Annotated in this window: 18 protein-coding genes, 1 tRNA gene and 1 riboswitch; of the genes, 6 read left to right on the forward strand and 13 right to left on the reverse strand. The window is 71.5% G+C overall.

The window, feature by feature from the left end:
* The first annotated feature begins 48 nt into the window (after positions 1-48).
* Entirely contained in the window at positions 49-279 is a 231-nt protein-coding gene (locus AB0D01_RS12125) for a DUF4287 domain-containing protein (protein WP_363055023.1), read from the forward strand.
* Positions 280-384: 105 nt separating this feature from the next.
* Here AB0D01_RS12125 and AB0D01_RS12130 read toward each other — a convergent pair whose 3' ends face one another.
* A complete protein-coding gene (locus tag AB0D01_RS12130; protein ID WP_363055024.1) occupies positions 385-1,239 on the reverse strand; it encodes a Bax inhibitor-1/YccA family protein in 855 nt (284 codons plus the stop codon).
* A gap of 136 nt (positions 1,240-1,375) precedes the next feature.
* Positions 1,376-1,457: transfer RNA gene (locus AB0D01_RS12135), tRNA-Leu, on the reverse strand.
* Between the two features lie 475 nt (positions 1,458-1,932).
* Between AB0D01_RS12135 and AB0D01_RS12140 the strand changes: the two genes are divergently transcribed.
* The gene (locus AB0D01_RS12140; RefSeq protein WP_363055165.1) at positions 1,933-2,697 is read left to right on the forward strand and encodes an ABC transporter ATP-binding protein; all 765 of its coding nucleotides are present in this window, start codon (positions 1,933-1,935) and stop codon (positions 2,695-2,697) included.
* A gap of 123 nt (positions 2,698-2,820) precedes the next feature.
* Positions 2,821-5,370: an FtsX-like permease family protein gene (locus AB0D01_RS12145; protein ID WP_363055025.1), complete on the forward strand. Its 2,550-nt coding sequence runs from the start codon at positions 2,821-2,823 to the stop codon at positions 5,368-5,370.
* Between the two features lie 197 nt (positions 5,371-5,567).
* Here AB0D01_RS12145 and AB0D01_RS12150 read toward each other — a convergent pair whose 3' ends face one another.
* Together AB0D01_RS12150 and AB0D01_RS12155 are read right to left on the reverse strand one after the other, a co-directional pair.
* Complete coding sequence (locus AB0D01_RS12150; RefSeq protein ID WP_363055026.1) at positions 5,568-6,935, reverse strand: cyclopropane-fatty-acyl-phospholipid synthase family protein; 1,368 nt, start codon at positions 6,933-6,935, stop codon at positions 5,568-5,570.
* Positions 6,936-7,137: 202 nt separating this feature from the next.
* Positions 7,138-8,523, reverse strand: coding sequence for an NAD(P)/FAD-dependent oxidoreductase (locus tag AB0D01_RS12155; RefSeq protein ID WP_363055027.1), 1,386 nt, complete (start codon positions 8,521-8,523; stop codon positions 7,138-7,140).
* A gap of 530 nt (positions 8,524-9,053) precedes the next feature.
* Between AB0D01_RS12155 and AB0D01_RS12160 the strand changes: the two genes are divergently transcribed.
* Positions 9,054-9,326, forward strand: coding sequence for a type II toxin-antitoxin system Phd/YefM family antitoxin (locus tag AB0D01_RS12160; RefSeq protein WP_363055028.1), 273 nt, complete (start codon positions 9,054-9,056; stop codon positions 9,324-9,326).
* Positions 9,323-9,592 (forward strand): type II toxin-antitoxin system RelE/ParE family toxin, encoded by a 270-nt coding sequence (locus tag AB0D01_RS12165; protein WP_363055029.1) that lies wholly within the window; start codon positions 9,323-9,325, stop codon positions 9,590-9,592. Before AB0D01_RS12160 ends, AB0D01_RS12165 begins: the two co-directional genes overlap by 4 nt.
* A gap of 78 nt (positions 9,593-9,670) precedes the next feature.
* Here AB0D01_RS12165 and AB0D01_RS12170 read toward each other — a convergent pair whose 3' ends face one another.
* From AB0D01_RS12170 to AB0D01_RS12200, 7 genes are all read right to left on the reverse strand, one after another.
* On the reverse strand, positions 9,671-10,642 hold the full coding sequence (locus AB0D01_RS12170; RefSeq protein ID WP_363055030.1) for a Ppx/GppA phosphatase family protein: 972 nt from the start codon (positions 10,640-10,642) through the stop codon (positions 9,671-9,673).
* Positions 10,639-11,181: a DUF501 domain-containing protein gene (locus AB0D01_RS12175; RefSeq protein ID WP_363055031.1), complete on the reverse strand. Its 543-nt coding sequence runs from the start codon at positions 11,179-11,181 to the stop codon at positions 10,639-10,641. Before AB0D01_RS12175 ends, AB0D01_RS12170 begins: the two co-directional genes overlap by 4 nt.
* Positions 11,182-11,228: 47 nt before the next feature.
* A complete protein-coding gene (locus tag AB0D01_RS12180; protein WP_363055032.1) occupies positions 11,229-11,717 on the reverse strand; it encodes a septum formation initiator family protein in 489 nt (162 codons plus the stop codon).
* Positions 11,718-11,815: 98 nt separating this feature from the next.
* Positions 11,816-13,102, reverse strand: a complete 1,287-nt coding sequence (gene eno / locus AB0D01_RS12185; RefSeq protein ID WP_363055033.1) for a phosphopyruvate hydratase — start codon at positions 13,100-13,102, stop codon at positions 11,816-11,818.
* Between the two features lie 388 nt (positions 13,103-13,490).
* Positions 13,491-14,243: a transglycosylase family protein gene (locus AB0D01_RS12190; RefSeq protein WP_363055034.1), complete on the reverse strand. Its 753-nt coding sequence runs from the start codon at positions 14,241-14,243 to the stop codon at positions 13,491-13,493.
* A gap of 2 nt (positions 14,244-14,245) precedes the next feature.
* Positions 14,246-14,416: riboswitch (cyclic di-AMP (ydaO/yuaA leader) on the reverse strand.
* 274 nt (positions 14,417-14,690) lie between these two features.
* Positions 14,691-15,770 carry a transglycosylase family protein gene (locus tag AB0D01_RS12195; RefSeq protein WP_363055035.1) on the reverse strand — a complete coding sequence of 360 codons (1,080 nt, stop codon included), beginning with the start codon at positions 15,768-15,770 and terminating at the stop codon, positions 14,691-14,693.
* Between the two features lie 149 nt (positions 15,771-15,919).
* Positions 15,920-17,206: a cytochrome P450 gene (locus AB0D01_RS12200; protein WP_363055036.1), complete on the reverse strand. Its 1,287-nt coding sequence runs from the start codon at positions 17,204-17,206 to the stop codon at positions 15,920-15,922.
* A 121-nt stretch (positions 17,207-17,327) separates the two neighbouring features.
* Here AB0D01_RS12200 and AB0D01_RS12205 point away from each other — a divergent pair, with 121 nt between their 5' ends.
* Entirely contained in the window at positions 17,328-18,530 is a 1,203-nt protein-coding gene (locus AB0D01_RS12205; RefSeq protein WP_363055037.1) for a globin domain-containing protein, read from the forward strand.
* A gap of 64 nt (positions 18,531-18,594) precedes the next feature.
* Here the strand turns inward: AB0D01_RS12205 and AB0D01_RS12210 are convergent, their stop codons facing one another.
* Together AB0D01_RS12210 and AB0D01_RS12215 are read right to left on the reverse strand one after the other, a co-directional pair.
* Positions 18,595-19,626 (reverse strand): MazG family protein, encoded by a 1,032-nt coding sequence (locus AB0D01_RS12210; RefSeq protein WP_363055166.1) that lies wholly within the window; start codon positions 19,624-19,626, stop codon positions 18,595-18,597.
* A gap of 118 nt (positions 19,627-19,744) precedes the next feature.
* On the reverse strand, positions 19,745-20,371 hold the full coding sequence (locus AB0D01_RS12215; RefSeq protein ID WP_363055038.1) for a SurA N-terminal domain-containing protein: 627 nt from the start codon (positions 20,369-20,371) through the stop codon (positions 19,745-19,747).
* Between the last annotated feature and the right edge of the window lie 50 nt (positions 20,372-20,421).

Here is a 20,421-nt window from a genome sequence, read left to right on the forward strand (position 1 = left end):
CACGGTGACGTGAAGAGAACAGCACGGCGACACGTTCCGGAGGCGCCCATGTCCGTAGAGTTCTCCGAGCAGACCCATCGCAACATGATCGACAGAATCCCCCAGACCACCGGTCGTGCCATGTCCGACTGGCTGCGCACCGTCGACGAGGGTCCCTCGCTCGTCCGGTTCGAGGAAAAGGTCAGTTGGCTGCGCGGCGCGCACGAGCTGTCGTACGGCCAGGCCAAGGCGATCATCCACGAGTACGACCTGCGCAGAGCGGCACGCAGGTTCGGCTGAGCCCCGCCCGATCCGACCCTCTACGCGGGAAGGCCCCGCGAGCGGTGTGCTCGCGGGGCCTTCCCCATGCGTGGTGCCGCGTGCCGGCGGGGCCGGCCGGGTCGACTAGTCGTCGCCGGAGAGGATCTGGAACAGGCGCAGCAGCTCCAGGTAGATCCACACCAGGGTCAGGGTGAGGCCGAAGGCCGCCAGCCAGGCCTCCTCGCGCGGGGCGCCGTAGGTGACGCCGTCCTCGACCTGCTTGAAGTCGAGGGCGAGGAAGCAGGCGCCGAGGATGACGCCGACGATGCCGAAGACGATGCCGAGGCCGCCGCTGCGGAAGCCGAGGCCGTCACCGCCGCCGAAGAGGGCGAACAGCGAGTTGGCGAGCATCAGCAGGACGAAGCCGAGGGCGGCCGCCATGACGAAGCCGGTGAAGCGGCGCGTGACGCGGATCCAGCGCATCTTGTAGGCGAACAGCACGGCCGCGAAGACGCACATCGTGCCCAGGACGGCCTGGACGACCACGCCGGGGCTGATGTAGGTGCTGGTCACCATGCTGATGACGCCGAGGAAGACGCCCTCGAAGGCCGCGTAGCCCAGGATCAGCGCGGGGGACGCCTTGCGCTTGAAGCTCTGGACCATCGCGAGGACGAAGGCCACGATCGCCGAGACGATCGCGATGCCGTACGACACGCCCATGCGGGCGGGGTCGACGGGCAGGGCGATCCAGGCGATGGTCGCGGTGACGATCAGGGTGCCGAGCGTCATGGCCGTACGGGTCACGACGTCGTCGATGGTCATCGCGTTGCCGCGGACCGGGGCCGCCGGCATGCCGGTGGTCGGGTCGGTGGCGTAAGGATTCGTCGCGTACGGGTTGGTCGCGGTCCCGGCCTGCGCGGTCTGCGCCTCGAAGCCCGCGTAGCCGCCGTTGTCGCGGCTGAACCCCCGTCGCGAGAAGACCGGGTTACTGCTCCTCATCTCACTCCTCCATGGCCACCTTGCGCAGCCTTGCGTCAAGAGTAATGCGCTCGCAAAGAAAGCACCCTACTGCTGGAGGAGGATCTTAGGAGAAGACGCGGCGCGGCGCGGAGGATAAAAGGAGGATGTGCTGAAGTGCCCGGAGCCGGACTTGAACCGGCACGGCCCGAGGGCCAGCGAGGTTTAAGCTCGCCGTGTCTGCATTCCACCATCCGGGCAAGGCGCGGCGGGCCCCTGCAGAAAAGCCTTGAACGCTATGCGGAGCCTATCCGCAACCTCCGGGCACCCAGACGGACGTCTATCCGATGTTGTCTGATTTTATTGGTGATTGAGGGGGCGTCAGACCCGATAAGTCACGGTCGGCCCCCTTCCGGACACGAGTCGTCGTCGACCAGGGATTGACGGAATTTCGCCGCCCCGCGCCACCCCGCACGCCACCCCGGGCCGCCCTGCGCGCGCTCCGGCGCGCCGGCCCCGGCCCGAAGGTCCCGGCGGCGGTCCGGGCACCCGTCCGGGCGGCGCTCCCGGCCCGGTCCCGTCATACCAGAGGAGGATGCGCGGCCCGCCGCGATCAGACTCCAGTGGGCCAGCGAACGGGCACCGCGGCTGATCCCCGGCGGGGTGGGCGCCGGTGAGGATGGAAAGGTCCCGCCCCAGGCAGCAGCCGCTCGACAGGAGTACCCCGTGACCGCCATGAACTACGCCCCGCACACCACCCAGGCCGTGGCCGCCCGCGCCACGCAGCTGTCGAAGGTGTACGGCCAGGGCGAGACCCAGGTGGTCGCACTGGACAACGTGTCCGTCGACTTCGCCCAGGGGCAGTTCACCGCGATCATGGGCCCCTCGGGCTCCGGCAAGTCCACGCTGATGCACTGCGTCGCGGGCCTGGACACCTTCAGCTCCGGCTCGGTGCGCATCGGCGACACCGAGCTGTCCTCCCTCAAGGACAAGCAGCTCACCCAGCTGCGCCGGGACAAGATCGGCTTCATCTTCCAGGCCTTCAACCTGCTGCCGACCCTGACCGCGCTGGAGAACATCACGCTGCCGATGGACATCGCCGGCCGCAAGCCCGACCGCCAGTGGCTCGACACGGTCATCGAGATGGTGGGCCTGTCCGGCCGCCTCTCCCACCGCCCCACCCAGCTCTCCGGCGGTCAGCAGCAGCGCGTGGCCGTCGCCCGCGCCCTCGCCTCCCGCCCCGAGATCATCTTCGGTGACGAGCCCACCGGAAACCTGGACTCGCGCTCCGGCGCCGAGGTCCTCGGCTTCCTGCGCAACTCGGTGCGCGAGCTCGGCCAGACCGTCGTGATGGTCACCCACGACCCCGTCGCCGCCTCCTACGCGGACCGCGTCATCTTCCTCGCCGACGGCCGCATCGTCGACGAGATGGCGCACCCCACCGCCGACGGCGTCCTCGACCGCATGAAGGCCTTCGACTCCAAGGGCCGCACCAGCTGATCCGGGCCCGACCGGCCGCGAGGCCCGCGCCCCCGAAGCCCCCCGAAGCCCCTGACCACCCCCTGCCGCCCAGGCCGCAGCGGGGCTTCCTCCAGACTTTCCAGCCCCAGGACTGAGATCCCCATGTTCCGTACCGCCCTGCGCAACGTCCTCGCGCACAAGGCCAGGCTGCTGATGACGGTGCTCGCCGTCACCCTCGGCGTCGCCTTCGTCTCCGGCACCCTCGTCTTCACCGACACCCTCAGCAAGGCCCTGTCGAGCCAGTCCGCCAAGAGCTACGAGGGCGTCGCCGTCTCCGTGACCTCCTGGGGCCAGACCCGCAACGAGGAGGGCCAGAAGGAGGGCGAGCCGGGCATCAGCCGGCAGACCCTCGACAAGGTCAAGGCCCTCGGCGGCGTCGACGCCGTCTCCGGCCGGGTCTCCGGCTTCGCCGGCGTCGGCGACGAGAACGGCAAGCTGATCGGCTCCGGCTGGTCCAACAAGGGCTCCAACTACGCCCCCGTCAAGGACGGCAAGGACCCGCGCTACGCCTTCACCGAGGGCAGCGGCCCCGCCAAGGCCGACCAGGTCGCCCTCGACAAGGAGACCGCCACCCAGGGCGGCTACAAGGTCGGCGACAAGATCCGCGTCGCCACCAACGGCCCGGTGAAGGAGTACACCCTCTCCGGCGTCTTCACCACCGAGGACGGCGCGGTCAGCGCGGGCGGCAGCCTCGTCCTGTTCGACACCGCGGTCGCCCAGGAGCTGTACCTCAAGCCCGGCTTCTACGAGGAGCTCTCGATCAGCGCCAAGGCCGGCGTCTCCGCCGACCGCCTGCTGGCCGACGTCAAGCCGCTGCTCGACCCCAAGACCACCAAGGCCCAGACCGGCGCGGCGCTCGCCGCCGAGCAGGCCAGGGACGTGGAGAAGGGGATGACCAACATGAACCAGATGCTCCTGGCCTTCGCGGGCATCGCCCTCTTCGTCGGCGTCTTCCTGATCTACAACACCTTCACCATGCTGGTCACCCAGCGCACCAAGGAGCTGGCCCTGCTGCGCGCCGTCGGCGCCAACCGCGGCCAGGTCATGCGCTCGGTCCTCGCCGAGGCCCTCGTCGTCGGTGTCGTCTCCGCCGCGATCGGCCTGGTCACCGGTGTCGGCCTGGCGGTCGGCATGCGCTCCGTCATCGAGTCCTTCGGCGCCAAGCTCCCGGCCGGCGACCTCGTGATCGCCCCGGCCACGATCATCGCGGCCCTGGTCATCGGTGTCCTCGTCACCACCCTCGCCGCCCTGCTGCCGGCCTGGCGCACCGGCCGGATCGCCCCGGTCGCCGCCATGGGCAGCGCCCACCTGCCGGCCAGCGCGAAGTCCCTGGTCGTCCGCAACGTCCTCGGCTCGATCATCAGCCTCGGCGGCATCGGCGTGGTCTTCCTGGGCGTGTCCATGAAGGGTGACGGCCGCATGGTCATCGGCGGCGGCGCCTTCCTGCTGCTCGTCGGCCTGATCGTGATCCTGCCGCTGCTGTCGAAGCCGGTCATCGCGACGGTCCGCCCCGTGCTCCAGAAGGTGTTCGGCGTCCCCGGCAAGCTGGCCGCGCAGAACGCCGTGCGCAACCCGCGCCGCACCGCCGTCACCGCGGCCTCCCTGTCCATCGGCCTGACCCTGGTCACCACCCTGTCGGTGCTCGGCATCACCATGGGCAACGCCGTCGACCGGATGAGCACGGACAAGCTGAAGGCCGACTACCGGGTCTCCATGGCCGCCGACGGCATGAGCCTCGACAAGTCGGTCGCCGAGACCCTGGCCAAGTCCCCCGCGATCAAGGACGTCTCCCCGCAGGCCGACGGCTACTTCAAGGTCGGCGAGAGCTACCGCGCCGCCTCCGGCGTCAACCCGGCCGCCATCGGCCGCCTGCTGAACATCGAGACCGTCAGCGGCTCGGTGGACTCCCTCACCAAGGGCGAGGTCCTCGTCGCCGAGTCCACCGCGAAGAAGCAGAACCTCACCGTCGGCTCCACCTTCCCGATCCAGTTCGACGACGGCCAGAAGGGCACCCTCAAGGTCGGCGGCGTCTACAAGGACCTGGAGGGGCTGCTGTCCCCCTACGTCCTCGACAACCGGATCCTCGCGGAGCACAGCGAGGAGCAGTACATCCGCGAGGTGTACGTCAACGCCGCCGGCGGGGCCTCGAAGGCCGCCCAGCAGTCCGTCGTCGACGCCCTCGGCAAGAACCCGGCCATGACCGTCGCCACCCAGCAGGACATGCGCAACGAGCTGGGCGGCATCATCAACACGATGCTGAACATCATGTACGGCCTGCTCGGCATGGCGCTGATCATCTCGGTGCTGGGCGTCGTCAACACCCTCGCGATGTCCGTCTTCGAGCGGACCCAGGAGATCGGGATGCTGCGGGCCATCGGCCTGGACCGCTCCCGGGTGAAGAACATGATCCGCCTGGAGGCCGTGGTCATCTCCCTCTTCGGCGCCGTCCTCGGCGTGGCCATCGGCATCTTCCTCGCCTGGGCGGTCGGCACCACCTTCGCGAAGTCGGTCCCGAACTACGCGCTGGTCCTGCCGTGGGACCGGATCGGCATCTTCCTCCTGCTGGCCGGTGTGGTCGGCGTCCTCGCCGCCATGTGGCCGGCCCGCAGCGCCGCCCGGCTGAACATGCTGACCGCCATCAAGACCGAGTAACCCGCCCGGCGGAAGGCGCGGGAACGATACGGCAGGGCCCCGGGACACACCCCCGGGGCCCTGCGGCGTTCCCGGACCTCGGGGGCCCACACGGCCCCGCAGGCCCCGTACGACGCCACACGACCCCGTACTCGCCCTGACGCACCACCGTGCGCCCCCAAGCGCCCTGACGCACTCTCACGCGCCCCTACACACCCCTACGCGCCCCAGGTCCGGGTCCGCAGCGGCAGTCCGGAGGCTCCGCCCGGGCCGGGGCGCACCGCCAGCACCTGGTTGACCCCGAGGCGGCCGTGCTCGAAGCCCAGCGCGGACGCCGCCATGTAGAGCAGCCACACCCGGGCCCGGCCCGGCGAGGTGAGCCGTACGGCCTCCTCCCACCGCTCCTCCAACCGCGCGACCCAGGCCCGCAGGGTCAACGCGTAGTGCTCGCGCAGGCTCTCGACGTCGCGGACCTCGAAGCCGGCCCGTTCCAGCTCGCCGACGGTGGTCCCGAGCGGGGACAGCTCCCCGTCGGGGAAGACGTACGCGTCGATGAACTCGTCGATCCGGTACGCCTCCTCGTCGGCCTCCGGCGGGCGCGCGATCTGGTGGTTGAGCAGCCGGCCGCCGGGGCGCAGCAGGGCGTGCAGGGTGCGGGCGTACTCGCGGTACCGGTCGGCTCCGACGTGTTCGGCCATCCCGATCGAGGAAATGGCGTCGTACGGGCCGTCCTTGACGTCCCGGTAGTCCTGGACCCGGATCTCGACGCGGTCGGCCAGGCCCTCCTCGGCGACGCGCTTGCGGGCGTAGGCGGCCTGCTCGCGGGAGAGGGTGATGCCGGTGACGCGGACGTCGTACGAGCGGGCCGCGTGCAGGGCCATGGAGCCCCAGCCGCAGCCCACGTCGAGGAGCCGGTCGCCGGGCCCGAGGTCGAGCTTGCGGCAGACCAGGTCGAGCTTGTCGCGCTGGGCCTCCTCCAGGGTGCCGCCGGGGGTCCAGTAGGCGCAGGAGTACACCATCGAGGGGCCGAGGACGTGGCCGTAGAACTCGTTGCCGACGTCGTAGTGGTGGCCGATGGCGGCGCGGTCGCGGAGCTTGGAGTGGCGCACGCCGGAGCGGCCGGCGACCTCCTCGGCCGGCGGCGCGGGCGCGGGCCAGGGCCGGGCCAGGGCGAGCAGTTCCCGTACGGCGGCCCGGCCGGCCGGATCGCGCAGCAGGGCGGCGGCGCCGGCGGCCCGCGGGGACAGGCGGGGGCGCAGGGCGTCGAGCCGGCCGCGGGGGGCCGGCTCGGGGGCGGGGCCCGGCGCGGCGGCGGCCTCGCGTTCCCAGAGCAGGCCGCCGACCCGGTCCAGGAGGTCGAAGAAGTCGCCCTCGACGGTCAGGTCGCCCGCCACCCAGGCGCGGGCCAGGCCCAGCTCCCCGGGCTTCCACAGCACCCGGCGCAGGGCCCGGCGGTGGGCCAGCACCAGGGTGGGGGCGGTGGGCGGGCCGGCCTCGCTGCCGTCCCAGGCCCGTATGCGCACGGGCACGGGGGCGCCGAGCAGGGTTTCGGCGAGCGCGGCCAGCCGCGGCGCGGCGTCGGTCATGGTGGGCACCTCCTGGAAGCTCCGATCGAACGCCCTACCCGGTGCGCGCGCCGGACATGCCGAAGGGGCCGTCCGCACCACGGATGGCGGACGGCCCCTTCGGTGAGGTTCCGTTGAAGCTCCAGTTCCGGCGAAGCCGGACCCGGTGGAGGTGCCGGCGAAGCCGGACCCGGTGGAGGTGCCGGCCGAAACCGGACCCGGGTCAGGAAGCCTTGGCCTTCTCGGCCGGGGCAGCGGCGGCGGCCGGGGCCGGCGCCGGCTTGGCGGCCTCGTAGAACTCCTCGCGGGGGGTCTCCAGTGCTCCGAGGGAGACGACCTCGCGCTTGAGGAACATGCCGAGGGTCCAGTCGGCGAAGACGCGGATCTTGCGGTTCCAGGTCGGCATGGCCATGCCGTGGTAGCCACGGTGCATGTACCAGGCGAGCCGGCCCTTGAGCTTGATCTTCATCTTGCCCATGACGATCATCGCGACGCCCTTGTGGAGGCCGAGGCCCGCCACCGCACCCTTGTTGGAGTGCGAGTACTCCTTCTGCGGGAAGCCCCGCATGCCGGAGACCACGTTGTCGCCGAGGACCTTGGCCTGACGCAGCGCGTGCTGGGCGTTCGGCGGGCACCAGGCGTTCTCGACGCCGGCCTTGCGGGACGCGACGTCCGGAACCTGGGCGTTGTCGCCCGCGGCCCAGATGTAGTCGCTGCCCTGGACCTGGAGGGTCGGGGCGGTGTCCACGTGACCGCGCGGGCCGAGCGGCAGGCCGTAGCGGGCCAGCGCCGGGTTGGGCTTGACGCCCGCGGTCCACACGATGGTGTTGGAGTCGACCTCGAGGCCGTTCTTCAGCACGACGTGGCCGTCGACGCAGGAGTCCATCGAGGTGTTGAGGTAGATCTCGATGCCGCGGGACTCGAGGTGCTCCTTGCCCCAGGTGCCGAGCTTGGGCCCGACCTCGGGGAGGATCTTGTCGGCCGCGTCGACCAGGACGAAGCGCATGTCCTCGCGCTTGATCGTGGAGTAGTACTTCGCGGCGTCGCGGGCCATGTCCTCGACCTCGCCGATCGTCTCGGCACCGGCGAAGCCGCCGCCGACGAAGACGAAGGTGAGGGCCTTGCGGCGGACGTTCTCGTCCGTCGTGGACTCGGCCTTGTCGAGCTGCTCGAGGACGTGGTTGCGCAGGCCGATGCCCTCTTCCACGCCCTTCATGCCGATGCCCTGTTCGGCCAGGCCGGGGATCGGGAAGGTGCGGGAGACGGCGCCGAGCGCGATCACCAGGTAGTCGAAGGGCAGCTCGTACGCCTCGCCGACCAGCGGCGTGACGACGGCGACCTTGCGGTCCTGGTCGATGGTCGTGACCCGGCCGGTGAGAACCTCAGCCTTGGGCAGCACGCGTCGCAGCGGGACGACGACGTGCCGAGGCGAGATGCTGCCTGCGGCCACTTCGGGGAGGAAGGGCTGGTAGGTCATGTACGAGCGCGGGTCGACGACCGTGACGGTCGCCTCGCCGTAGCGCATCTTCTTCATGATGCGCTTGGCTGCGTACAGGCCTACGTACCCACCTCCTACAACGAGGATCCTGGGACGCTCCGTGGTGCTCATGAGAATGAGTATCCAGCACCCCAAGGGGTGATGCTCGTGAGCCCCTTCACAAGGTGCCGGGGGGTCTCTGCTACACTCCGCCGCCCACGTGACCCAGATCATGACGCGCAACGGGAACCACACCGCAACGGGAGTCGTTGTTCACCCGGTCTGAACTGGCCCGTAGCCCCCCAAACGGAGTGCACGGACGAGCTTCGTCCTTACCTCCGATACGAAACCCGCAGCCTCCGTTCATCGCACAAACGAGCGCCGAAACGGCCTTCCGACCCTCACAACCGCCCCGAAGGACCCCTTCGCCGGGCCCGTGGACTCTTTTTCCTTGTGAAGAACTTCACGAAGTTCGTGTGGACGGGAGGACTTTCGGCCTCCGAACGAGCCTCCCGACAGACCCCGTCCAGCCCCGATCCAGCCCCGCTCAGGGCCCGGAACGGCCCTTTCCGCACGCGACGGGCGGCGCCCCCCACGGGTCCGGGAAGCGCGCCGACGCGGCGCGCAGCACGCGTGTACACGTTCCCGCGTACACTGCGGTCATGAGTGAGAACGCTGTGACCGTGCGTGAAGCCCGCGCCCACCTCGCGGACCACATCAACCGGGCCGAGCAGGGCACTCCGACCATAATCACCCGCAACGGCGCCCCGGTGGCCGCTCTGGTTCCCATCGCGGACTTCAACGCGCTCGAAGCGGCGGCCGACGAACTGCTCGCACGCGAGGCGGAGGCCGTCCTGGCCGAAGGCGGGCCGACCGTGACGATGGCCGAGCTGCTGGCCGACCTGTTCAGCGAACGAGGTGACGGCGCGGCGTGAAGTACGCGTTCCGGTTCACCACCGCGGCACAACGGCAGCTCCGGGCGATCGACAGGCCGGCCGCGATGCGCATCCTCGCCGCTCTGACCGCGCTGGGCGACGATCCGTACCGCGAGGACGCGGACGTCAAGAAGCTGACCGGGCCCTCCGGTCTCTACCGTCTCCGGGTGGGCGCCTACCGGATCGCCTATCAGGTCCTGGACGGCGAGCTCGTCGTCCTCGTCGTCAAGGTCGGCGACCGGCGCGACGTCTACCGCGGCATCTGAGCCGACGTCCGGCTCCCGCCGGCGGCGGTGGTGCCCCGGTCGATCGACCGGGGCACCACCGTCCGGTGACCCGACGGGTCAGACGCGCCGCTTGTCGGCCCCGGCCGCCTCGGCGATCGAGAAGGCGATGCCGTCGAGGATGTCGTGTTCCGAGACGACGACCTCGCGGGCGCCGGTGCGTTCCATGATGGCCAGCAGGACCAGGGCCCCGGCGCCGATCACGTCCACCCGGCCCGGGTGCATCACCGGGATCGCCGCGCGTTCGGCGTGCGTGGAGGTCAGCATCCGCTCGCTGATCTCGCGCACCCGGTCGTAGGAGATCCGGGAGTGGTGGATCGCCGCGCTCTCGTACGCGGGCAGGTCCAGCGCGATGCCGGCCACCGTGGTGACCGAGCCGGCGAGGCCCACCAGGGTGCGGGCCTCGGCCAGCGGGACCGTCCGCGCGGCCAGGTCCAGGGCCGCCTCGATGTCGGCGCGCATGGCCGCGACCTGGTCGGGGGTCGGCGGGTCCGTGACGACCCCGTCGACGACCAGGTGGCGCTCGGTCATCCGGACGCAGCCCACGTCCACGGAGCGGGCCGCCCGCACGTGCGCGTCGCCGACCACGAACTCGGTGGAGCCGCCGCCGATGTCCACGACCAGGAACGGCTGCTCCAGGTGGTCGGCGCCCACCAGCTCCCGGGTGGCGCCGGTGAAGGAGAACTCGGCCTCCTGGTCCCCGGAGATCACCTCCGGCTCCACGCCCAGGATCTCCACGACGCCCCGCACGAAGTCGTCGCGGTTCTCGGCGTCGCGCGAGGCCGAGGTGGCCACGAAGCGGATCCGCTCGGCGCCGAACCCCTCGATCACCTCCGCGTACGCGCGGCAGGCCTCGAAGGTGCGCTCCAGGGCCTCCGGAGCCAGTCGGCCGGTCTTGTCCACGCCCTGGCCCAGCCGGACGACGGTCATCCGCCGGTCGAGCTCGACCAGCTCGCCGGTGACGGGGTCGCAGTCGGCGACGAGCAGGCGGATGGAGTTCGTACCGCAGTCGATCGCCGCGACCCGGGTCACGCGTCGACCTCTTCCTTCTCCTGCGCGCACGGCGTGACGCAGGCGCCCTTGGCCCACCACTCGGGCAGCATCGCGAGGGCCTCGTCGCCGAAGGGGTTCACCCCGGGACCGGCGGCCAGGGAGTGGCCGACCAGCACGTGCAGGCACTTGACCCGGTCCGGCATGCCGCCGGCGCTCGGGAAGCCCTGGAGCACCTCGATGGCGTCGCGGCGCGTGATGTAGTCCTCGTGCGCGGCCCGGTAGGCGGCGGCCAGCTCCGGGTCGTCGGCGAGCCGGGCCTGCATCTCCTTCATCACGCCGTTGGCCTCCAGCGTGCCGATCGCGGAGGCCGCGCGCGGGCACGTCAGGTAGTACAGCGTCGGGAAGGGGGTGCCGTCGGGCAGCCGCGGGGCGGTCTCGACGACGTCCGGCTGGCCGCAGGGACAGCGGTGCGCGATGGCGCGCAGCCCGCGCGGGGGGCGGCCGAGCTGCTGCTTGAACGCGTCGATGTCCGCGTCGGTCGGCTCGGTCCGGTCGGTCTGGGGCGGGGGCGTCTGCATGCCTGGAGGAAGTCTCTTCGTTCGGTCGTACGGGGTGTGTGGGTCGGTCAGTCGCCGGGGCGGTCGGCCTTGTCGACGCCGTCCCAGACGTTGGAGTACCAGGGGCGGTCGGAGCCGGCCTGCCCGGCGCGGCGGTGCTCCGCGGCCTCGGCCGCGGGGTCGGTCATGATGTAGCCGGTCTCCCCGGGGCGCAGGAAGTGCAGGTGCCTGCGCGCCTGCTGCTCGGCGTAGGCCGGGTCCTGCCAGCGGGCCTTCTCGTCGCGGAGCTGTTCGAGGCGCTTGCGCGCGTCGTCGGCGGACCGCTGTTGCCGGGCGATCTCCGAGCGCTGGGAGACGTACTGGCGCATCGGATACGCGAGGGCGACGACCAGCGTACAGAGGACGAGCACCAACAGGGCCGCGCGGCCGGTGAGCCGGCTGCGGCGGATGTGCCGGCGGGACTGCGAGCGGTAGACGTGCGCGGCGGTCCGCTCCCCGAGTTGCCGGAGCCGGGTCGCCGTCGAGAAGGTGGAGAACCGATCCCGGTTCCCGGCCATGGTCCCGCCTCCCCTGGTGCGCGCTACGCAATACGTCCCCGCACACGGTACGGGACCGAGTGCGGGGACGTACGGAGGCCGGCGCCGCGAGGCGGCAATCAGCCCTTGAAGCGCGGGAAGGCGCTGCGGCCGGCGTAGACGGCGGCGTCGTCGAGGATCTCCTCGATGCGCAGCAGCTGGTTGTACTTGGCGACGCGGTCCGAGCGGGCCGGGGCGCCGGTCTTGATCTGACCGCAGTTCACGGCGACGGCGAGGTCGGCGATGGTGACGTCCTCGGTCTCGCCGGAGCGGTGGGACATCATGCACTTGAAGCCGTTGCGCTGGGCCATCTCGACGGCGTCGAGGGTCTCGGTCAGCGAACCGATCTGGTTCACCTTCACGAGCAGGGCGTTCGCGGAGCCCTCCTCGATGCCGCGGGCCAGGCGCTCGGGGTTGGTGACGAAGAGGTCGTCGCCGACGATCTGGACCTTGGAGCCCAGGCGGTCGGTGATGGTCTTCCAGCCGGCCCAGTCGTCCTCGAACAGCGGGTCCTCGATGGAGACGAGCGGGTACGCCTCGACGAGCTCGGCGTAGTAGTCGGTCATCTCGGCGGCCGAGCGGGACTGGCCCTCGAACTCGTACTTGCCGTCCTTGTAGAACTCGGACGCGGCGACGTCGAGCGCGAGCGCGATGTCCTTGCCCGGGGTGTAGCCGGCCTGCTTGATGGCCTCGATGATGAGGTCGAGCGCGGCGCGGTTGGACTCCAGGTTGGGGGCGAAGCCGCCCTCGTCACCGAGACCGGTGGACAGGCCCTTGGTGTGCAGGACCTTCTTGAGGGTGTGGTAGACCTCGGCGCCCCAGCGCAGGGCCTCGGAGAAGGTCTCCGCGCCGATCGGGGCGATCATGAACTCCTGGATGTCCACGTTGGAGTCGGCGTGCGACCCACCGTTGAGGATGTTCATCATCGGAACGGGCAGCAGGTGCGCGTTCGGGCCGCCGAGGTAGCGGAACAGGGGCAGGTCCGAGGCCTCGGAGGCGGCGTGCGCCACGGCCAGGGAGACGCCGAGGATGGCGTTGGCGCCGAGGGAGCCCTTGTTGTCGGTGGCGTCCAGGTCGAACATGGCCTGGTCGATCAGGCGCTGCTCGGTGGCGTCGTAGCCGACGAGCTCCGGGCCGATCTGCTCGATGACGGCGAGGACGGCCTTCTCGACACCCTTGCCGAGGTAACGGTTGGGGTCACCGTCACGGAGCTCGATGGCCTCGAACGCTCCGGTGGAGGCACCGGACGGAACGGCAGCACGGCCGGTGCTGCCGTCGTCGAGGCCCACCTCGACCTCGACCGTGGGGTTGCCTCGGGAGTCCAGGATTTCCCGGGCTACGACGACGTCGATGGACGGCACGAGCATCTCCTTCTGGGATGTGACGCTGGGTGTGCGGTGGCGTGTCGGGCCGTGGGACGGCCCCTGCCGACTAGAGCCTAACCGGCTCCGGGCAGTGGGCCCGCCGACCGCCCGGGTCCTGGGACGAAAAAGGGCCCGAATACCCTTCTTCCCGGACATAGGTCTCCCGTTCTTTCGAGCGCGACGGGAGCGAAGCGGGCGCGGAGCGGTCCGCTCCGGGTGTCGGGCCGGTCCGACACGGGTGCGCGGAGCGGCCCGACGCGGGCGCGGACCGAGCGCGCGGGCCCGGTGTGCGGACACGCCGAACGCCCGGCGTGCGAGTGCTCGCGCGCCGGGCGTCGTGGTGCTCCGGACGCCCCGACCGGTGCGGTCGGGGCGGCCGTTACGCCGGGATTCAGCTGAGCTTCAGCTTCTGGCCCGGGAAGATCAGGTCGGCATCGGAGACGATGTCCTTGTTCAGCTGGAAGAGCTTCTCCCAGCCGCCCTTGATGTTGTTCGCGGCGGCGATGGTGCCGAGGGTGTCGCCCTCCTTCACCACGTACGAGCCGTTGCCGGTCTGCACGGTGCCCGCACCGGTGCCGGCCTCGGTCTTCGGGGTCGACGGCTTCGGGGCCGGGGTGGCCGGCTTCGAGGTCGACGGCTTCGAGGACTGGTTCTCGACCTTCGGCGTGGCCGGCTTCGCGGGCTTGGCCGGCGCCGGCTTCGAGGTCTCGGGCTTGGTCTGCGGCTTCGACGGCTTGGCCGGGGTGGTGGTCGAGCCGCCGCCGTTGTAGGCGGACTTGGACAGGCCGACGCCGCAGTGCGGCCAGGCGCCCTTGCCCTGGCCCTTGAGGACCTTCTCGGCGATGGCTATCTGCTGGGCCTTGGTGGCCTTGTTGGCGGTGGCGGCGTACGCCTTGCCGCCGTAGCCGGCCCAGGTGGAGGCGGAGAACTGCAGACCGCCGTAGTAACCGTTGCCGGTGTTGATGGCCCAGTTGCCGCCGGACTCGCACTGCGCGACCTTGTCCCACTCGGAGGCGGTGGCGGCGCTGGCGGTGCCCGCGGTCATCAGCGGGGCGGCGACGGCGACACCGGCGACACCGGCGAGCGTGACGATGCGGACGGCCTTGGAGCCGCGGCGGTGCTTGCCCTTGCCGGAAAGCAGCATGAGGTTCTCCTCACCGACGCCTTCGAGGTGAGCTGTCGGGTTCGGGCGGATGAGTTGCCCGGTCGTGCGTCGAGCGCACGGCTTAACCCCTAGCCGGTCAAGTCCCGTCCGAGGACGAGCCGTTCCGGCGCCTACCTTGGTTCCCCCGCTCCTGCCTTCGGCGCTTGCGCGACGACTGTTCCCCCCGTCCGCCGGCAGGATTCGGCGATGCGGTCGAAGGTGCCCACGGTGGTGAGCGATTCAGAAGGTAGACAGGTCTCTCCCCGATGTTCAACGTGTGACATCAGGGAGAAACCGGCCTACTTGCCCTCCGGGAAGGCGTGTTTTCGCAGGTGAGAGCCCGGTTTGCGGAAGTTCCGGAACGTGACACGCCAGTTGACCGGAAGAGACGCATGTCTCATTTACCGATAACGGACATTCAACTCTTTACGGGTGTCCGAACTGCCCCTATTTCTTGGTTAGATCCAGATTCTGGCCGGGCTTGATGAGGTCCGCGTCCCCGCCGATGACCTGCTCGTTGGCCTTGTAGATCTGGTTCCAACCGCCCTTGACGCCGTTGGCGTTCGCGATGGTGGCCAGGTTGTCGCCCGCCTTCACGGTGTACGTGGGCGCGGGGGTGGCCGCTGACGGGGTGCCAGGGGCGCCGGGGACCTCGACGGCCGCCGGGCCGCGGTGCTTGCCGGCGCCGTCGGTCGCCTCGGTGCCCGCGGTGGGCGTGGCGCCCGGGGCGGGCGTGGCACCCGGCGCGGGAGTGACGCCCGGGACGGCCGGGGCGGTGGGCGTCGGGGTGCCGGTCGGGTTCGCCGGGTCCACGGGGGTGGTCGGGGTGACGGGCGCGGTCGGGTTCGCCGGGTCCACGGGCGCGGTCGGGGTGACCGGCGCGGTGGTCGGCGGAACCGTCGGGGTGGTCGGCGGCGTCGTGTAGTCCGGATCGGGCATGACGGGCAGTCCGCTGGAGGGGCCGAGCGGGTAGTCCGGCAGCACGCTGGGGCTCGGCGCCAGCGGGCCCTGGCCCGGCTGCTGCGTCGGGGCGCCGAAGTCCGTCGGCCGGTCGGTTCCGGTGACGGGCACCGAGTGGTCGGGGCGCGAGGGGGTGGGGGCCACCGGAGCGGGCGTCTTGGCGTCGCCCGGGTCGACGGCGGCGGCCGGACCGTTCTGCGTCAGCCCGGCCGAGGCGGCGCACAGCGGCCAGGCCTGGGGGCCCTGGGAGGCGAGCACGCGCTCGGCCACCGCGATCTGCTGGGAGCGGCTGGCGAGGTCCGGGCGCTCCGCGTAGGCGAGTCCGCCCGCGTTCTTCCACTGTTCCAGCGTGAACTGGAGGCCTCCGTAGGCCCCGCTGCCGAAGTTGGCGCTCCAGGTGCCGCCGCTCTCGCAGTCGGCGACCTTGTCCCACGTGGCGGTGTCGGCGGCGCTCGCGTTCGTGGCGGCGAGCAGCGGCAGGGCCAGAGCGGAGCCGGTCACTCCTGCGGTGACCACCAGTGCGGGTACCTGGCGGGGGCGTCTGTGGCGGCCGTTCCCGGGAAGCATGAGGCTGCACCTTTCGCATAACGGCGGGGTAACGGCAGAACCTAGCCGCCTTCGAACGGATGTCACAAGTTCGATCGGTGACTGACTTACGGTCAACCGCCGCCCCGGAGGCTCCCGATCCGCCCTCCGTCAGGAGCCCGCCGCTCCGCTCATCCGTTTCGGGGTGTGAAGCGGACGGGAAGGGTGCGCAGGCCACGCATGATCAGTCCGCCGCGCCAGCGCAGGTCCGTAGGGGGAACGGCAAGTTCCAGATCCGGCAGACGCGTCAGCAAAGTCGCCAGGGCCGTCTGCCCTTCGAGACGGGCGAGCGGGGCGCCGAGGCAATAGTGGATTCCGTGCCCGTATCCAAGGTGCTGATTGTCACTTCGGGAAAGGTCCAGGATGTCCGGTTCGGCGAACCGTTCGGGGTCGCGGTCGGCCGCCGCGAGGACCACCAGCACGGGATCCCCGGTCTCGATCCGGCGGCCTCCCAGGGTCAGCGGCTCGGTGGCGAACCGCCACGTGGCGAGTTCCACCGGACCGTCGTAGCGCAGCAGCTCCTCCACCCCGGTCTCCAACAGGGCCCGCTCCCCCGCCGCGAGGGAGGTCTGGAGGCGTGCGCGCTGGTCGGGGTTCATGAAGAGGGAGTGGACGCCGTTGCCGATGAGGTTCACGGTCGTCTCGAAGCCGGCGAACAGGAGGATGAAGGCCATCGCCGTGGCCTCGGCCTCCGTGAGGTGGTCGCCGTGGTCGCTGGCCCGGATCAGGTCCGAGATGAGGTCGTTGCCCAGATCGTCCCGCTTGCGGTGGATCAGTTCCCCGAGGTAGGTGCGCATCTGCTTCACGGAGCGGGCCACCCCGCCGCGCGGCCCGCCGCCGTGGCGGATCATCATCCCCGCCCAGTCGCGGAAGTCGTCCTGGTCCTCGCGCGGTACGCCGAGCATCTCGCAGATGGCGTAGATGGGGAGCGGGAAGGCGAACTCGTGGATGAGGTCCGCCTCCCCCTTCGCGCAGAACCCGTCGATGAGGTGGTCGGTCAGCTCCTGCACGCGCGGGGTGAACTCGGCGACCCTGCGCGGGGTGAACGCCTTCGACACCAGCCGCCGCAGCCGGGTGTGGTCCGGCGGGTCGATGTTCAGCAGATGCGTCATCAGCTCCGCCTTGCGTTCCCCCGGAATCCCGGTCTTGCCCTTGGCGTGCGCCGGCTCCGCGTGGTGCGCCGGGTTCTTGCTCAGGCGCTGGTCCGCGAGGGCCTGGCGGGCGTCGGCGTACCGGGTCACGAGCCAGGCCTCGACCCCGCTCGGGAGCCGGGTGCGGTGCACCGGGGAGTGCTCGCGCAGCCAGGCGTAGGCCGGGTAGGGATCGGTGGCGAACTCCCAGTCGAAGAGGGTCGGCGCCTCGGGGACGTCGGCCCCGTCGGGGGCGGTGGGCTGGTTCGCGGAGGTCTGCTCATGCACCCGACGACCGTATCCCGGGCCGCGCCGCCCACCCCATATGCGCGGTTCGTCGCGGCTGTCCGTAGATCGACCATCGCTTGACCTCGGCTTCCTCGACGCTCCTACTTTCGGTTCTGTGGACGTGAGGATCTTGAAAAGCAGCTTCGCGGTGGTGGAGAGACGGGCCGAGCACGCGGTCAAGTTCTTCTACTCGCACCTCTTTTGGCACAACCCCGGCATACGTGAACTCTTCCCGGCGTCCCTGGAGGACATGGAACGGCAGCGGGACCGGCTCTTCGCCGCCCTCACCCACGTCGTCGCCCACCTGGAGACCGAGACCCTCGTCCCCTATCTACGCGACCTCGGCCGCGACCACCGCAAGTTCCTCGTCGGCCCCGAGCACTACGCCGCCGTCGGCGCCAGCCTGCTCGCCGCGCTCGCCGAGACCTCCGGCGAGGCCTGGACCCCGACCGTGGAGAAGGCCTGGACCGAGGCCTACGCCATGATCGCCGACGCCATGACCGCCGGCGCCGCCGAGAGCACCGACCCGCCCTGGTGGGAAGCGGAGGTCGTGCGCCACCTGCGCTACGGGCGCGACATCGGCGTCCTCACCCTGCTCCCGCGCACGCCGCTCCCCTATGTACCGGGCCAGTACGTGAGCGTCGCCAGCACCCGGGTGCCGACCACCTGGCGCACGTACTCCCTCGGCAACGCGCCCCGCCCCGACGGCACCGTCGACCTCCACGTCAGCCGGATCGAGGGCGGCCGGCTCAGCAACGCCCTGGTCCGCGAGACGCTGCCCGGCGAGGTGCTGCGGCTCGGCGCCCCCGGCGGGGCGCTGACCCTGCGCCGCACCGGCCGCCCCGTCACCCTCATCGCGGCCGGGACGGGCTGGGCACCGATCCGGGCCATGTTGGAGGACCTGGTCCAGCACCCTCCCGATCACGACGTACGCCTCTTCGTGGTGGCCCGGGACGCCGCCCACCTCTACGACCGGCCCCTGATCGACTCGTACGCCGCCGGCCTCGGGCGGCTCGCCGTCACCTACATCACCCCCGCCCCCGGACAGCACCGCAACCAGGCCACCGACCGGCTGGCCACCGCGCTCGGCCACCGGGGCATGTGGCCGGAGCAGGACGTCTACCTGAGCGGGCCCCCGCAGTTCGTCGAGGAGACCGCCCACCTGTTGGAGGAGCTCGGCACCCTCCCCGAACGCCTCTTCCACGACGCCCTGCCGGCCGCCGCCGTCGGCCGCGCCCGGCCGGTGGGCTTCGGCGAGTGGTTCCTGAACCGGCCCGCCCCCCAGTGGCACAACCCCTCGGCCCGCGCCCCGCGCCCGCGCTGAGCCCGAAGGGCCCCCGACCGGCCCCGCCGGATCCGGGCGCCGCGGCGGGCCGCCGGCGGGCGCGTCAGCGGCCGACGCCCTCCGCCGCGCGGATCGCGTCCCGGTAGGCGCGGGCCGCGCCGCGCAGCGCCGTCTCGGGGTCGATCCCCCTCGCCTCGGCGCGCGCCGCGAGCGCCAGCAGCTCGTACCCGACCCCCTCGCCCCGGGGCAGCTCCACCTCCACGCCGCCCGTACGCGCCCGGCCGGCCAGCTTGGCCGCGAGCGCGAGGGCCGGCTGGGCCGGCGGGACGCCGTCGGTGACCGACTCGCGCCGCTTCTCGACGGCCTTCGTGGCCTGCCAGTGGGCGTTGACGTCCTCGGGGGACTCGGCCTCGGCGTCGCCGAAGACGTGCGGGTGGCGGTGGATCAGCTTGGCGACCAGGTCCCCGGCCACGTCGTCGATGGAGAACGGCGCCGCGTCCACGTCCGTGTCCGCGTCCCCTTCCTCCCCTTCTTCTTCTCCCGCTCCCGCCGCCTCGGCGTCCGGCCCGGCCGTGCCGCGCAGCGGGGCGCCCTCCTGCGCGATGCGCGCGTGGAAGAACACCTGGAGCAGGACGTCCCCGAGCTCCTCGCGCAGCGCCGCCCGGTCCCCGTCCTCGATGGCCTCGACCAGCTCGTACGCCTCCTCGATGGCGTACTTCACCAGTCCCTCGTGCGTCTGCCGCGAGGTCCACGGGCACTCGCGCCGGACCCGGTCCATCACCTGGACCAGGTCGAGCAGCCGGGCACCGGGCAGGTCGTAGGAGCCGGGCAGCAGCTCCAGGTCCGGCATGTCGACGCGGCCGGAGCCCGCGAGGCGGGCCAGCCCGTCGGTCAGGTGCCGATCGCCCTCGCCGCCGGGGATCACCACGACGGTGCGACCGCCGGCGCAGGCCTCGACGAGCGCGTGCGCGTCGGGCGCCTCGTGCGCCACCTCCACCCCCGCCTCGCGCAGGTACGGCAGCTGCGGGTGGTCGGCGTCCGCGCACAGCACCCGGTCCGCGGCGTGCAGGGTCCGCCAGGCCGGCCAGGACAGCAGGCCCGGGGCGACCCGGTGGCTGGCGGTCAGCAGGACGATCCGGCCGGTGTCCGCGCCGGCCGGGGCGTCGGGGGCGGCGGTGGCGGCGTCGGCGGGGACGGGGGCGGGTTCGGCGGTGTGGTCGGTCACCCTCCGAACCTACCTCCGGCCGGCGGGATCAGGCCCCGGCGGGGGCCGCTTCCTCGGGCACGGTCCGCTGGGTGATCCACGGGGTCTGCTGGTCGCCCAGGATGATCTGCCGCGCGTCCCAGCGCCCGTAGCGCGGGTTGACCTCGATGTGCAGGGCCTTCGCCGCCTCGCCCAGCTTGGTCAGGGCCGCCTCCTGGCTCCCGTAGTGCGCGAACAGCTTGTCGCGCAGCAGCTTGAAGCGGGTGTCGGCGTCCATCTGGCCGGGGGCCAGCTGCGCCTGCTCCAGCGCGGCCTTGGCGAGGGTCTTCTCGTCGCCGGCCTGTTCGAGCTGCGCCTTGCGGACGTCCTCGATCTCCTTGGTGCTCACGCTGACCCCGGCGTCCTTGGCAGCGCGCTCCAGGACGGCGGTCTGGATCATCTTGTTGAGCTTGAGCCGTTCCAGACCGGCGGTCGCCCCGATCAGCTGCGCGCTCTGATCGGAACGGTTCTGCGCGGTGCGGACGTCGTTGACCTGGGCCTGGAGGGCGGAGGTGGTGATGCGTTCACCGCCGACGACGGCCGCGGTGCCGGGGCGGGTCTCGCCGGAGCAGGCGGACAGCAGGGGGGCCGCCACGAGCAGGGCGGCGGAGACGGAGAGCGCTGTGCGACGGTGCAAAGGAGCCTCCAGGGCCGGGAGATTGTGCGTCGGTGCACAAGGCCGTGCGG

Source organism: Streptomyces sp. NPDC048606 (assembly GCF_040650855.1).
GTDB lineage: Bacteria > Actinomycetota > Actinomycetes > Streptomycetales > Streptomycetaceae > Streptomyces.

Coding starts and splice junctions, on each gene's coding strand:
- AB0D01_RS12140 (WP_363055165.1), top strand. CDS start 1,933: ATGAACTACGCCCCGCACACCACCCAGGCCGTGGCCGCCCGCGCCACG.
- AB0D01_RS12150 (WP_363055026.1), bottom strand. CDS start 6,935: ATGACCGACGCCGCGCCGCGGCTGGCCGCGCTCGCCGAAACCCTGCTC.
- AB0D01_RS12180 (WP_363055032.1), bottom strand. CDS start 11,717: ATGGCCGGGAACCGGGATCGGTTCTCCACCTTCTCGACGGCGACCCGG.
- AB0D01_RS12145 (WP_363055025.1), top strand. CDS start 2,821: ATGTTCCGTACCGCCCTGCGCAACGTCCTCGCGCACAAGGCCAGGCTG.
- AB0D01_RS12190 (WP_363055034.1), bottom strand. CDS start 14,243: ATGCTGCTTTCCGGCAAGGGCAAGCACCGCCGCGGCTCCAAGGCCGTC.
- eno (WP_363055033.1), bottom strand. CDS start 13,102: ATGCTCGTGCCGTCCATCGACGTCGTCGTAGCCCGGGAAATCCTGGAC.
- AB0D01_RS12130 (WP_363055024.1), bottom strand. CDS start 1,239: ATGAGGAGCAGTAACCCGGTCTTCTCGCGACGGGGGTTCAGCCGCGAC.
- AB0D01_RS12160 (WP_363055028.1), top strand. CDS start 9,054: ATGAGTGAGAACGCTGTGACCGTGCGTGAAGCCCGCGCCCACCTCGCG.
- AB0D01_RS12195 (WP_363055035.1), bottom strand. CDS start 15,770: ATGCTTCCCGGGAACGGCCGCCACAGACGCCCCCGCCAGGTACCCGCA.
- AB0D01_RS12175 (WP_363055031.1), bottom strand. CDS start 11,181: ATGCAGACGCCCCCGCCCCAGACCGACCGGACCGAGCCGACCGACGCG.
- AB0D01_RS12125 (WP_363055023.1), top strand. CDS start 49: ATGTCCGTAGAGTTCTCCGAGCAGACCCATCGCAACATGATCGACAGA.
- AB0D01_RS12155 (WP_363055027.1), bottom strand. CDS start 8,523: ATGAGCACCACGGAGCGTCCCAGGATCCTCGTTGTAGGAGGTGGGTAC.